We start from the raw sequence: 13,972 nt of genomic DNA on the forward strand, positions 1-13,972 counted from the left end.
ACCCCGTGAACGAAACGAGCCGCTACACATCGCGCACCCTCGCCGCGGCCCGCTTCGTGGCCCAGCAGGGGCTGATGAAGCGTCTCGTGTGGTCGGTGACCGATGTCACCGTGCACCACGCTGATCGGCTCGATGGTGCCCGTCCACCGATGGTCGTGGTGGCCAACCACACCAGTCATCTCGACACCCCGGTGATCATGGGTGCGCTGCCACGTCGTCTCTCGCGTTACCTCGCCGCCGGTGCCGCGCAGGACTACTTCTTCAAGAACAAGGCCAAGGCCGTCGGAACGTCCCTGTTCTTCAATGCCTTCCCCGTGGATCGCAAGCGCACCGGGAAGCGTCGTGGCATGTCCGGGCATCTGCTCGAAGCCGGTGTCCCGCTCTTGATCTTCCCCGAGGGGACGCGCTCCAAGACCAAGGCGATGCGACGTTTCAAGCCAGGCGTCGCGCGGTTGTCGATGTCTCGCAAGGTGCCGGTGCTGCCGATCGCGCTCATCGGCTGCGGTGCCGCGATGCCGAAGGACAGCTCATGGCCGGTCAAGGGACGCCCACCGATCCACGTCGATTTCGGGACCCCGATGCTTCCATTGCCGGATGAGACCGCAGGTGCCTTCACCCAGCGGCTCGAGGACACCGTGCGTCAGATGCATGAGGAGACCGCCAAGGCCGTGGGCATGCCCACCTTCGCTGAGCTCGAGGCCGCTGCCGCTCTCGAGGAAACCACCCCCGACACCGGGGAAACATCCAGAACCAAGGAGGACTGATGTTCGGAGTCAAGCACATGAAGTGGTGGGGATGGGGCGTCGAAGGCGTCGGTTTCCATCACGAGGACAAGCCGCGCTTCGCTCCGTTCGTCAAGGAGAAGGTTGGTCTCGACCTCTCCGAACCCGGCACTGCGGCACCCGGTTTCGACGAGATCGACGTACCCGAATCACTGCTGCCCGATGAACTCGCCGCAGCCCTCGCTCGCGCTGTCGGTGACAAACACGTGATAACCGAAGATCTCGATCGTGTCGTCCACACCTTCGGCAAGTCCGTCCGCGATCTGGTGCGGTTGCGTCGCAATCAGCTCAAGCGCGTCCCCGACGCCGTGGTCTACCCCGGCGACGAATCCCAGGTCAGCGCCGTCATGCAGGCCGTTCTCGACGCCGACGCCGTCCTCATTCCCTTCGGCGGCGGTTCGAACATCGCCGGGTCACTCGAGCCGCTGACCGGTGAGACACGACCGGTGGTCTCCATGGACATGGGCCGGATGAACCGGGTCCTCGACCTCGACACCGAAGCCGGACTCGCCCGTATCCAGGCTGGCGCCCTCGGACCCGCGCTGGAGGAACAACTCAACCGCCGTGGCTGGACGCTCGGCCACTTCCCCGATTCCTTCACCCACTCGACGCTCGGTGGCTGGGTGGCCACGCGCTCGTCGGGCATGCAGTCCGACAAATACGGCGACATCGCCGACATCACCCGCGGCCTGCGCATGGTGACGCGCACCGAGTCCGAGAACGGCCCCGGCGTGGACACCGTGGTTCTGCGTCCGCTGCCGTCGACATCCACCGGCCCGAGCGTGCGCGAGATGATCCTCGGGTCGGAGGGGCGTCTGGGGGTCATCACCGAGGTGACGGTCAATGTGCATCAGCTGCCGGAGGAGCGCGTCGTGCTGGCGTGGTTCTTCCCCGACTTCGAGCGTGGGCTGAAGGCGATGCAGGACATCTCGCAGTCCGAGGTGAACGTGCTCGTGGCCCGTTGCTCCGACCACCGAGAGACCGCTTTCTCCTTCGCGACGCAGAAGAAGCAGAAGGGCGTCAAGAAGCTGGTCACAGACGGCCTGTTCAAGATGTTGGAGCGACGCGGCTGGGACCTCGACAAGATGTGTATGGCATTCATCGGCTTCGAGGGGTCGAAATCACACGTGACCCACCAGAAATCCTTGGTCAAGGACATCGTGGGCAAATACGACGGTGTGTTCGTCGGCAAGGGTCCCGGCCAGATGTACGACCAGAAGAAGTTCGACACCCCGTACCTCCGGGACTTCCTGCTGGACCGCGGAGCCACCGCCGATGTCTCCGAGACCGCGGTGCCGTATTCACAGATCAAGGAGCTTTACGACAACACGATCACCGCGGCCGAGGAGGCCATGACCGAGGCCGGGGTTCCGGGCTACATCATGTGTCACCTGTCGCACAACTATCACTCCGGTGCCTGCCTGTACTTCACGTTCGCCGTGGTCGAGAAGCCCGAGGAACAGCTCCAGGCCTACGACATGGTCAAACGCGCGGTGCAGCAGAGCTTCATCGACAACGGCGGCACCCTGTCGCACCACCACGGTGTGGGTATGGAGCACAGTCCGTGGATGGAACAGGACGTCTCACCGGCTGGTTCGGGCATGATCGATTCACTGTTCGACGCCGTGGATCCGGGCAAGAACCTCAACCCCGGCAAGGTGACGCACACCGGGGAGCCGGGCGTCTCGGATCTCTCCGACTGGTGACCGGGCCACTTGTCGACCCCGACATTCAGACCTCGCACGAAGCGACCTGCGAAGAGTCGCGCATAGGCTGAACGCATGAGCAGCGATGGCCGCACCGAAGTGGATGAGCCACATGGCTGGACCGCCGACATCGCATTGACGGCGTTCTTCCTGCTCACCACCGTCTTCCCGTACTTCCTGATCCTCACCTACGGGTATTACGGCTCCGGGAGTTGGCTCTCGGTGGTGGTGGGCACGATGATCGTGACGCCTCTGGCGCTGCGCTCGCACCATCCTCTGACGATGGTGGCGCTGGCCACGGTCGGCGGGTTGGCCCACCTGCTGTTTTTGAGCTCGCCGCTGCCCTGCCTGATCGTCGTGCCGGTGATGGTCTATTCGGTGGCGCGCTGGGTGGACAACCAGCGGTCGCGTCTGGTGGTGGCCATCGGCGGTGTCGGATCGTTTTTGGGTCCATTGACCTGGGCCACGAGCGGCCGCACCTGGGATTTCAACTCGATGGTGCTGGCCATGCTGGTGTGTATGGGCATGGTCCTGACGCCCTACGTGGTGGGACGCCGCGTGCGGGAGACCGCACGTGCGAAGCTCTGGGAGCACACCGCGCAGGCCGAACGTTATGAGGCACAGCTCGAGGAGCAGGCACGTGAGACCCGCATGGCCGAGATCAACAGCCGGAACCAGATCGCCCGCGAGCTGCACGACATCGTGGCCCACTCGCTCTCGGTGATGGTGGTGCAGGCCGAGGGTGGCCGTGCCCTGGCGACGAAGAAGCCCGAGAAGGCCGCCGAGGTTCTGGAGACGATCGCCGATACCGGTCGTGAGGCACTCACCGACATCCGCCGGATCGTCGGCGTCCTGCGGAGCGTCGACGATGATGAGTTCACCCCGATGCCGAGCCTGGGCGACATCGCCGACATGATCGAACGCACCGGCGGCCGCGTCACCCTGACCACCGAGGGGGAGGAGCCCCACGCCTCCCAGGGTCTCCAACTCACGGTGTTCCGAGTGGTTCAGGAGGCGCTGACGAACTTCCTCAAGCACGCCGGCCCCGACGCCACGTGCGAGGTGCAATTGTTGTTCCACCGCGACGAGATCGAGGTGCGGGTCACCGATGACGGATTGGGCGCACCGGGTGGCACCTCGACCGGTGGGCACGGTCTGCAGGGCATGTCCGAGCGAGTGACGGCCATGGGCGGCAGTCTCTCAGCGGGGCCCCGTGCCAATGGTGGTTTCCAGGTGCGGGCTAGATTGCCTCTCACAGCGAGGAGAACAGCATGATTCGAGTCTTTCTGGTTGACGATCAGGCTTTGGTGCGCAGCGGGTTCCGCATGCTCATCGAGGCAGAGGACGACATGAGCGTGGTCGGCGAGGCCACCGACGGCGAGAAGGCACTCGCCGCACTGACACACATCGAGGCCGATGTGGTTCTGATGGACATCCGTATGCCGCAGGTCGATGGCGTCGAGGCGACACGTCAGCTACTCGCCCACGACGACCCCCCGCGTGTGTTGGTTCTCACCACGTTCGATCTGGACGAGTACGTGTTCGCCGCGCTCAAGGCCGGCGCAAGTGGCTTCATGTTGAAGGATTCGCGGCCCGAGGATCTCCTGGTGGCCATCCGCGATGTGGCCGCCGGTGACGCGGTTGTCGCCCCCAGCGCCACCCGGCGTCTTCTCGACCACATCGTGCCGACGCTGCCCGCGAGCCCCGCCACAGCAGGGCCGGATCCGCGTCTGGATGTGCTGACCGACCGCGAGCGCGAGGTGCTGATCGAGATCGCCCGTGGAGCCACGAACGCCGAGATCTGCACGAGCCTCTACATGGCCGAGGGAACGGTCAAGACGCACATCGGTCGGTTGCTCTCCAAGCTCAACTGCCGCGATCGCGTCGGACTGGTCCTGTTCGCCTACGAGACCGGTCTCACCGGCCCGGAGGATCTCACCGGACGCGGTTGACGCTCCCCCGGTGAACGGGGCCCGTGGCATCACCGACTGCCCGAACACCACCAACGGGGCTCCACATCCGCACAATCGACGGACAACACCTCGGCGTCGTGGACAACGCTCGGTGCACCGGGCCACGGTGAGACTCGTGGCCATGACCTCCGCCGCATCCCTCACCGCCGATTGGCATGACGTGCTCTCGTCCACCACCTTGGACATCCGGCGCTGGCGTCGCGCCCGCCCCGATCTGTTCGGCGGCTGCCGCAGCGCCGACGACGTGCTGTCTGCCATCCGGGCCGCACCCGACCCGATCCTGGGTTTCCTCATCGCCGAGCATCTCTCGGAGCACCCCCATGCCGGACGCATCGTGTGGCACTCGATGCTCCCCAAGATGCGAGCCATGACACGACGCGACCCCCAGGCGTCCTTCGAGGACTACACCGGGCACCTGTGGCTGCGTCTGTGTACCTATCCGTTGGCAGCACGACCGCACCGGATCGCGGCGAACCTTGCCCTCGACACGTTGAAGGCCGTCAAGACCGAGCAGGTGCGTGGCCCCGGCGCCTTCGAGCTGCGAGACACCGACCAGCCCATCGGCGACGAGGTGACCGCGCGGCGGATCCTGGTCACCGCACGTGAGCTCGGGTTGATCGATGCGGCCACCGACCAGTTGTTGAGCACCGTGTATCACCACGGGATCGGTGGCCAGGATGCCGCCGACCGGCTCGGGATCTCGCGTGCGTTGGTCCGCAAACGGTGCTCGCAGGCGATCCGGCGCCTGCGTGAACATGCCCCCGAGCTCCTCGAGGCCTGACCGGTGTGATGCGCCCACCGCCGCAACACCGCCCGCGGAATCCGCTTTACGTGGCGTCACGGCCTACACTGACGCGCGATGAACATGCGTAGCCAGTGGCAGGACAAGATCGACGCCGACCCGGAGCATTCGTACCGGTATGCGCGTCGCTTCAAGGATCTCGCGGCCTCGGGTGCCGACATCGACGGTGAGGCCCGCCTGATCGACGCGATGGCTCCACGCGGCGCCAACATCCTCGACGCCGGCTGTGGCGCGGGGCGCATCGCCGGATATCTCGCCGCCCGCGGACACCATGCCTACGGCGTGGACATCGACAAGGTCCTCATCGAACAGGCCCGCGCTGACTTTCCCGACGCCGAGTTCACCGTCGGCGATCTGGCTGATCCACGCTTCGGTGCCTACGACGTGATCGTCTGTGCAGGCAACGTCATGACGTTCCTGCACCCTGGGACGCGTCGCACCGTCCTGGCGAACTTCTACGATCAGCTCGCCACCGGAAACGAGCATGCGTCCCGCGTCGTGATCGGTTTCGGCGCCAACCGCGGGTACGACTTCCAGGAGTTTCTCGACGACGCCGCTCACACGGGCCTGCAGCTCCAGGCCGGTTACAGCACGTGGGAGCTGCACCCCTTCACCCCTGAGTCGGATTTCCTGGTCTCGGTGCTGGTCCGCGCGGAGGATGCGTGACCACACGGCAGGGTTCGCCCGTCTACCACCACTTCGGCCCGCATCACAACGGGCTTCCTCCGCTGCGCAAGTACTTCACCGAGTTGTGGCAGCGCCGCGAGTTCGCGTTCGAGCTCTCGCGCTCCAACATGCGTTCGTCGGATTCGGACACCTTCTTCGGCCAGCTCTGGCTGGTGCTCAACCCGATCCTCATGGCCGGGGTGTACTTCCTGCTCGTCAACATCCTCACCAACCGGGGTCGCAACGATCCGCAGTACTTCCTGCACCTGACCACGAACCTGTTCGTGTTCACGTTCATCACCACGTGCGCGAACCTTGGTGCCACCTCAGTGACGACGGCCGGCAAGCTCATCCTCAACACTGCCTTCCCGAGGCTCCTGATCCCCTTGGGCGCGGTGCACACGGCGTTCTTCCGGTTCCTTCCGACGCTGATCGTCACCGTCATCCTGTTGATCGTGACGCCGGGCATCGGGTGGTCGGTGTCCATGCTCGTGGCGGTCGTGTTCCTGTTGTTCATGCTGGCCTTCGGCGCGGGCCTGGCCGCGTTCTTCGCCACGGCGCAGGTGTACTTCCGTGACACCAACAACTTCCTGCCGTTCCTCACCCGCATCTGGATGTATCTCTCGCCGGTGCTGTGGACGGTGCAGGACGTCTCCGACCACGCCCTGTCCGAGTGGGCCGTCCTGAACCCGGCCTACGCGATGCTCGGCGGATACTCCGAAGCACTTCTGGAGGGACGGATCCCCGAGCCGACGCTGTGGTGGGTCGCGGGTGCTTGGAGCATCGGCACCCTGCTCATCGGGAGTCTGTTCTTCATGTCGAGGGAGCGTGAGTTCGCTGTCCGCATCTTCTGAGCCCCAGCCGACCGAACATCAGTCGACCGAACATCAGCCGACCGAACGTCGGCCCGCGCGACGCCGACGGGACGGCTTCGTTCCCGAGCCCGACCGCACCGATCTCGCCGTGCGGGTCACCAACCTGTCGGTGACCTACAAGACGACATTCGAGAAGCGCCCGACCCTCAAACAGGCCGTGATCCGACTCGGCCGCGGCACCCGCTCGGTGCGCCGCGTCGAGGCCATCAAGAACCTCTCCTTCGAGGTGAGGAAAGGCACGACGCTCGGCGTCATCGGGGCCAACGGTGCCGGGAAGTCGACGCTGCTGCGCACCCTCGCGGGGATCCTCCCGCCCACCGAGGGGCACGTGGAGACGTGGGGGCACGCATCGACGATGTTGGCGCTCGGCGTCGGGTTCAACAACGCTCTCACCGGACGCGAGAACATCGTGTTGGGCGGTCTGGCGTCGGGCCTGTCGAAGCACGAGGTGCAGGAGCGCGCCGACGAGATCGGACGCTGGGCCGAGGAGGGCAGCAATTCCTTCATCGACCGCCCGATGCGCACCTACTCCTCCGGGCAGGCGGTCCGCGTCGGTTTCTCGGTGGGCATCCACATGCAGCCCGACATCCTGATGGTCGACGAGGCCCTCTCCACCGGTGATGCCGGTTTCCGCACCCGTGCGGCCAAGGCCCTGGAGGAGCTGCGTCAGCAGTCGCAGGCCATGTTCTTCGTCAGCCACGGCATGGACAGCGTCCGTGAGCTCTGCGACGACTGCATCTGGCTGCACCAGGGCGAACTCATGATGCGGGGCGAACCCGACGAGGTCATCTCCGAGTACATGCAGTTCTGCGGGCTCGACGAGGGGTCGAACTCCGAGGAGATGTGATCGCCGCCCGTGGGGTTTCCCATGCTCCTGTCAGGAGCGCGTGGTTGAGTGGCTGGTCGTTGTTGAGTCAGGTGACCGCAGCCCTGCTGTGGTGGAGGCCGCCGCAGGGTTTTGGGCACCATGCATGGAAAAACATTGAGGTCAGATTCTGGCCACAATTGTGCCCATGCTGCCTTCATCGCGTGCAGCTGCGGACAGCTTCTGACCGCAACGTTTTTCCAAGTGTCTGGGGTGTCCGCAATGTCCGAGGCGTCCGGAATGTCCGGGGCGTCCGGAATGTCTGGGGTATCCGGGATGCCCCGGATTGTCTGGGGTGCCCGGAGGTACGCAGCCGTCTGGTCGAGGCCACCGTGCCCCACGCTCCACCGTTCGCTCGCAGGGTGCAATACCCCTGCCCAGAACAGGCACAGGGTGACGCCAGTCACATCGTGCTCTAAAGTGCTGGATACCTATTGAGAGTAGGCGACCACCACCGAAGCGGAGACGCCATCGACGTCGCACTCCGTGGAAAGGGATCCCCCACCCATGACTTCAGCCACAACGATCACCACGGCCATCTGTGCACTGACGCTGCCCTTCATCACCGCGCTCCCAGCCTCCGCAGCTCCCGTGGCCCAGGCGCCCCAGACGGAAGCCACCCCCGTCACGGCATCCGACGCGGGCTCCACCGCCTCCGGCGATCATCTCGTCGGACGTGGCGTCGCCGACATCACCGGTGAGGTGGCTGAGGTCGGGATGATGGGTTACGGCTCCGGATCCCAGAAGACGTCCGGGTTGCACATGCGTCAATATGCCCGCTCGTACATCATCGAATCCGGTGGCGAACGTGTTCTGCTGGTGACGCTGGATGCGCTCACCGGAACCAACGCGGTGCGTGACGAGGCCCTGCGCCGTCTGGCCGCCGAGTACGGCGAACGTTGGAATGAGCGCAATGTGATGGTCGCCGGGACGCACACCCACGCGACGCCGGGTGGCGTCACCGAATATCCGCTGTACAACGTCACCACGATGGGATTCCATCCTGAGACGTTCGAAGCGCAGGTCTCCGGAATCGTCGAGTCCGTCCGTCGTGCCGAAGCGGACCTCTCCCCCACCGAGGTCGCGCTCGGCACGAGCACCCGTGATGATGCCGGGGTCCAGCGATCCGCGGCGGCGTTCGAGAAGAATCCGGCCGAGATCCGCGACCAGCTTCCCGACGGTCACGACCCCACCTCCGTCACGCTCACCTTCGGACGCGGAGGCGAAACGGTGGGGGCCGTGAACTGGTTCGCCACCCACCCCACGAGCCTCACCGCCGACAACACGCTCATCTCCGGCGACAACAAGGGTTACGCCCAGTACCTGTGGGAGACGGAGGCCGGCGTCGATCATCGCAGTGACGCCGATCCCGCCATGGTGGCGTCGTTCATGATGTCGAACGGGGCCGATGTCTCCCCGAACCTCAACCTGCGTCCCGGATCGGGACCCACCGAGGACGAATTCGAGAACATGCGGATTCTGGGCGAGCGCCAGTTCGACGCCGCCCGTGCAGGTGAAGCGGCCTCCGCGCCTCTGCCCGGTGGAGTCGATTCCCGCATCGTCTACATCGACATGGAGAACGCCACCGCTCCCGCACGATTCACCGGCAGCGGCCACGACGAGCACACCTGTGAGGCAGCACTGGGCGCCAGTTTCGGGGCCGGCTCGGTCGAGGACGGCGGGGGCGGACCGGCCTTCCTGCACGAGGGCGTCGACAACAACCCCTTCTTCGAGAAGATCAGCGAGACGCAGTACCGGAACGATCCGGAGTTGGAGCGCTGTCAGTCGCCCAAGGGCACGCTGTTCCACGTGGGGGCTCTGGACGCCGTCCAGACGAAGCTGCCGGTCCAGCTGTTGCGGATCGGCGACCACTACATCGCAGCGCTGCCCGGTGAGGTGACCGGAGCAGCGGGCGTCCGGTTCCGTTCAGCCGTCGCCGAAGCGGTGGGCGTCGATCCGGCCAATGTGATCATCCAGCAGACCGCGAACGCCTACGGCCACTACTTCACCACCCCCGAGGAATACGGCGAGCAGCAGTACGAGGGCGGGGCGACATTGTTCGGACGCTGGACGGTGCCGACGCTCGAGGGAACGCTGGCCTCCCTCGGCTCCGACATGGCGTCCGGCCAGGAGACCCCGTTGGGAGACAAGCCCACCAGACGAGACCCCGTCGATTCTGCTGTGGGCAAAGTGCTCTACGACCTCCCTGGCCCCGAGGGTTATGGGACGGTGCTGCGTCAGCCCACCGACACAGCCGTGGGTGAGACGGCCAGTGCCGAGTTCAAGGGCGCCCACCCGAACAATGACCTGCACCACGAAGACACCTATCTCGAGGTGCAGCGCAAGGAGGGCGATGGATGGGTGACCGTCGCCGATGACGCGGACTTCTCGACCTCGTTCAGATGGACACGCCACCTCGCCGCGCAGTCGAAGGTGACCCTCTCGTGGACGCCCCCGGCAGGCAGCACGGGGGAATACCGGTTCATCTACCACGGCGACGCCAAGGACGGCAGTGGCCGGATCACCGCGTTCACCGGGGAGAGCGGCTCGTTCCATGTGACCGGGTAGCCTGACCCGCGGCGCACACCCGGTTGCATCGGTGGTGCGCCACAGGCCGCTCGATCGAAAGGAACGCATGGGGTTCTTCGCGCGTCTGCGGCGACTGTGGCGACACAGGTTGTTCCGTCAACTGGTGTTCGTCCGCATCGGGACCCAGGCAGCCGATGGGCTGCTCCAGGTGGGCACGGCGGCGTATGTGCTGTTCTCCCCCCAGGACCAACCCGACGCCGGCTCGATCGCAGCGGTGCTGGCGATCACGCTCCTGCCGTTCTCGATCATCGGACCCTTCGTCTCCACCACGCTTGACCGTTGGGACAGACGCCAGGTGTCCGTGGTCACCAATGTGCTCCGCGCAGTACTGGCATTCCTGCTGGTGGTGCTGGTGCTGAATCCCGACCTGCGTCACCACTGGTCGATGTTCCTGTTCTACGCCTCGGTGCTGGTGGCGATGAGCCTCAACCGCTATCTGATGGCGGGGCTCTCCGCCGCGCTGCAGCACACCGTCGACGAGGACGAGTACCTGATGGCGTCCTCGGTGATGCCCACGATCGGCCCAGCGGGCGTCATCGTCGGTGCCGGGGTCGCCTTCGGCATCCGTCTCACGTTCGGCCAATTCCTCCCCATCAATCAGGCCGACGCCATCATCTTCGGGGTGGCCGGTGCCGGATTCATCCTCACCGCGTTCCTGGCGATGGCGATCCCCCGACGCGCCCTGGGGCCCATGCTGATCACCGACGAGGCCCGCAGCACCAAAGCCAGCGATGTGGCCCGCGGCCTGTGGCATGCCTTCGGGCATCTCCGCGAGCGCCGTCCGGCGGGTCTGGGCCTCATCGTCATCGGTTTCCAGCGCATCTTCTACGGCATGACGCAGGTGGCCACCATCCTGCTGTTCCGCAACTGGTTCCACGAGGTCGACCAGATCGAGCCCGCGATGCGGGACCTCGGCCTGTGGGCCGGCGCCACGGGCGTCGGATTCATCGTCTCGGCGATCGTGGTGCCACCACTCGCCCGCCGGATCGGCGTCCGCTACGCGATCGTCGCCCTCGTGGTGGGAGCCGGCGTCCTCCAGATCGTCCCGGGATCGATCTTCACGCTGCCGACGCTCGTGGTGGCCGGCTTCCTGCTGGGCATCGGCTCGCAGTCGCTCAAGATCTGCGTCGACACCCTCGTGCAGGCCCACGTGGATGACGACTTCAAGGGCCGCGTGTTCACGCTCTACGACATGATCTTCAACGCATGCTTCGTCGGCGCGGCACTGCTCACCTGGGCGTTACTGCCCGCCGACGGTCACACGCTGGTGGGATTCATCACGCTCGGTGCATGTCTCATCGTCACCGGGCTGGCCTTCTGGCGTGCTTCAGCACCGTTGGGCTCGGCGATCTTCGACCGCGGTTCGGAGTTCGAGACCGCGCGCGGGTGACCTCACTATCCGCCGACTGCGGCCCGTGCGCGCGATCACCGGACAGAGCGCAACTCCCCTGCCTCAAACGATCAGAGGTCCAGCCACGACCCATCTTGATTGGGACGCTGCTGTTCCGGGCTGCGCGGTCGTTGATCGTCGTGCTGCTCCCCGCCCTGCGACACCTGCTGTCGGGGTTCTGGCTGCACCGATTCCGGAGCCTCGTTCCGATGCGGCGGCTGCGGGGCCGGGCGCGGTTCGGCCGAGGGAGTCCGGGGAGCCGATGGTGCCTCGGCTCGCGATGTCGCACCGGGACGCTCCCCCGTCTCGTACGGCGTGTTCCCCATGCCGCCCATCGTCGGCCACGTCTGCTGCGGAGTCGCCGGGCCACCTTGACCGTTGGCGTCGGCGATCGACTGGGTGGTCGCACCGGGCTCACCCTCACCCAAGGGCACGATCCGCACCGCGGTTCCGTAGGCGCAGACCTCGCTGCCGTTGCCGAGCGCACACGAATCGAAGCGCAGACCGATCACGGCATTGCCACCGGCACGCTGCATCGCCTCGTGGAGTTCGTTGAGCACATGCTGGCGTGATTCATGCGCCAGACGCAGTTGCCCCGCTTCATCACCGCCACTGATCCCGCGAAGAAGGCCACTTCCAGCGCCTGGTCGGATCGTCGATGCGAACACCTCGCCGACCACCGCGTCGATCCGATACCCGGGCAGGCCATTGCTGGTCACCATCATGGGATCGATCATTGCACCATCGGGGCCATCCCGCCGCCCCGGGGCATTCACCCCAACGGCGTCAGGGCTGCTCGGCCCACCAACGCCGCAGCTCCTCCTCGGCACGCTCACGCCCCAACGGGCCGTGCTCCATGCGCAGGTCGAGCAGGTGCCGGTACGCCTCCCCCACGGTCTTGGAGGGCTTGATGTCGAGGATCTCCATGATCTCCTCACCATTCAGATCCGGACGCATGGCATCCAGTTCCTCTTGGGCGGCGAGCTCGTCGATCCGGGCCTCCAGATCGTCATAGGCCCGACGCAGGCGCGCGGCCTTGCGATTGTTTCGTGTGGTGCAGTCGGCCCGGGTGAGGATGTGCAGACGCTCGAGCTGGTCGCCGGCGTCACGCACATACCGACGCACCGCCGAATCGGTCCACTTGGCCTCCCCGTACCCGTGGAAACGGAGATGGAGCTCGACCAGTTTGGAGACCTGCGCGATCTCCTCGGACGAGAACCGCAGCGCCTTCATCCGTTTGCGGGTCATCTTGGCCCCCACCACATCGTGATGGTGGAACGACACCTTGCCGCCCGGCTCGAACTTCCGCGTCGCCGGTTTGCCGATGTCGTGCAGCAGCGCAGCCAGTCGGCTCACCAGATCGGGCTCGTGCCCACGGGCCCGCTCGATGTCGATGGCCTGATCGAGCACGGTCAACGAATGCTCGTAGACATCCTTGTGTCGGTGGTGTTCGTCGCGTTCCAGACGCATCGCAGGTAGCTCCGGCAAAACGCGTTCGGCGATGCCGGTCTCGACCAACAGGTTGATGCCCGGACGCGGGGAATCGGTGAGAAGAAGTTTGCACAGCTCGTCACGGACGCGTTCGGCCGAAATGATCTCGATGCGTTCGGCCATGTTCACCATCGCAGCGACGGCGGCGGCGTCGGGCGCGAAACGCTGCTCACCCGAGCTGAGCTGAGAAGTGAACCGCGCGGCCCGCATCATGCGCAGCGGATCATCGCTGAAGGAGACCTCGGGCGCCGAGGGTGTGCGCAGCACACCGGCCGCGAGATCGCCCAGCCCATGATGGGGGTCGACGAAGGTGCGGCTGCCCAAAGTGATCGCCATGGCGTTGACGGTGAAGTCACGACGGATCAGATCGCCCTCAAGCGTGTCGCCGAACGCAACCTCGGGCTTGCGCGAGTCATCCCGATAGGTGTCGGCCCGGTACGTGGTGATCTCGATGATCCAGTCCGGGCCGTCGTCACGGGACACGCGGGCACCGATCGTCCCGAAGGCCTTGCCCACGTCCCACACCGCCGGGGTCAGACGCCGCAGCAGGCGCTCGATCTCGTCAGGGCGGGCCGAGGTGGTGAAATCGAGGTCCTCCCCCAAGCGCCCCATCAAGGCGTCACGTACCGACCCGCCCACCAGATGAAGCTGGTGCCCGGCCTCGTCGAAGAGTTCCGCCAGACGGTCGGCCACCGGTGCTATGCGCAGCAGTTCGGCCACCGCGTTGCGTTGCACCGCGGAGAGCGTCGTGGGGTCGGCGGAAGCAGCCGGGTTTCGATCAGACACGGGCGGAAGTGTAGACGCTCGCGCCCAGCGACCAGTGCACCCTGTCT

At 65.8% G+C, this 13,972-nt stretch carries 11 protein-coding genes and 1 pseudogene; 10 read left to right on the top strand and 2 right to left on the bottom strand.

Annotated elements, in window-relative coordinates; genetic code table 11:
• The first annotated feature begins 5 nt into the window (after positions 1-5).
• From FB460_RS11070 to FB460_RS11115, 10 genes and pseudogenes are all read left to right on the top strand, one after another.
• Complete coding sequence (locus tag FB460_RS11070) at positions 6-764, top strand: lysophospholipid acyltransferase family protein (protein WP_211345948.1); 759 nt, start codon at positions 6-8, stop codon at positions 762-764.
• Positions 764-2,488 carry an FAD-binding oxidoreductase gene (locus FB460_RS11075; protein ID WP_142094171.1) on the top strand — a complete coding sequence of 575 codons (1,725 nt, stop codon included), beginning with the start codon at positions 764-766 and terminating at the stop codon, positions 2,486-2,488. The genes FB460_RS11070 and FB460_RS11075 overlap by 1 nt, the downstream gene beginning before the upstream one ends.
• Positions 2,489-2,611: 123 nt before the next feature.
• A pseudogene (locus FB460_RS11080) lies at positions 2,612-3,763 on the top strand (sensor histidine kinase); the annotation flags it as partial.
• On the top strand, positions 3,760-4,440 hold the full coding sequence (locus FB460_RS11085) for a response regulator (protein ID WP_142094173.1): 681 nt from the start codon (positions 3,760-3,762) through the stop codon (positions 4,438-4,440). The pseudogene FB460_RS11080 and the gene FB460_RS11085, both read left to right, overlap by 4 nt.
• Before the next feature lie 142 nt (positions 4,441-4,582).
• The gene (locus FB460_RS11090; RefSeq protein WP_142094174.1) at positions 4,583-5,242 is read left to right on the top strand and encodes an RNA polymerase sigma factor; all 660 of its coding nucleotides are present in this window, start codon (positions 4,583-4,585) and stop codon (positions 5,240-5,242) included.
• Between the two features lie 78 nt (positions 5,243-5,320).
• Positions 5,321-5,929 (top strand): class I SAM-dependent methyltransferase, encoded by a 609-nt coding sequence (locus tag FB460_RS11095; RefSeq protein WP_142094175.1) that lies wholly within the window; start codon positions 5,321-5,323, stop codon positions 5,927-5,929.
• A complete protein-coding gene (locus FB460_RS11100; protein WP_142094176.1) occupies positions 5,926-6,783 on the top strand; it encodes an ABC transporter permease in 858 nt (285 codons plus the stop codon). Before FB460_RS11095 ends, FB460_RS11100 begins: the two co-directional genes overlap by 4 nt.
• A complete protein-coding gene (locus tag FB460_RS11105) occupies positions 6,758-7,651 on the top strand; it encodes an ABC transporter ATP-binding protein (RefSeq protein WP_142094177.1) in 894 nt (297 codons plus the stop codon). Before FB460_RS11100 ends, FB460_RS11105 begins: the two co-directional genes overlap by 26 nt.
• A 525-nt stretch (positions 7,652-8,176) precedes the next feature.
• Positions 8,177-10,237 carry a neutral/alkaline non-lysosomal ceramidase N-terminal domain-containing protein gene (locus FB460_RS11110; protein ID WP_142094178.1) on the top strand — a complete coding sequence of 687 codons (2,061 nt, stop codon included), beginning with the start codon at positions 8,177-8,179 and terminating at the stop codon, positions 10,235-10,237.
• A gap of 67 nt (positions 10,238-10,304) precedes the next feature.
• Positions 10,305-11,648 carry an MFS transporter gene (locus FB460_RS11115; protein WP_142094179.1) on the top strand — a complete coding sequence of 448 codons (1,344 nt, stop codon included), beginning with the start codon at positions 10,305-10,307 and terminating at the stop codon, positions 11,646-11,648.
• Positions 11,649-11,719: 71 nt separating this feature from the next.
• Here FB460_RS11115 and FB460_RS11120 read toward each other — a convergent pair whose 3' ends face one another.
• Both FB460_RS11120 and FB460_RS11125 read right to left on the bottom strand, forming a co-directional pair.
• A complete protein-coding gene (locus FB460_RS11120) occupies positions 11,720-12,385 on the bottom strand; it encodes a heavy metal-binding domain-containing protein (protein WP_211345949.1) in 666 nt (221 codons plus the stop codon).
• A 49-nt stretch (positions 12,386-12,434) separates the two neighbouring features.
• Positions 12,435-13,925 carry a CCA tRNA nucleotidyltransferase gene (locus tag FB460_RS11125; RefSeq protein WP_425466992.1) on the bottom strand — a complete coding sequence of 497 codons (1,491 nt, stop codon included), beginning with the start codon at positions 13,923-13,925 and terminating at the stop codon, positions 12,435-12,437.
• Positions 13,926-13,972 lie beyond the last annotated feature (47 nt).

This window comes from Propioniferax innocua (genome assembly GCF_006716235.1).
Lineage (GTDB): Bacteria > Actinomycetota > Actinomycetes > Propionibacteriales > Propionibacteriaceae > Propioniferax > Propioniferax innocua.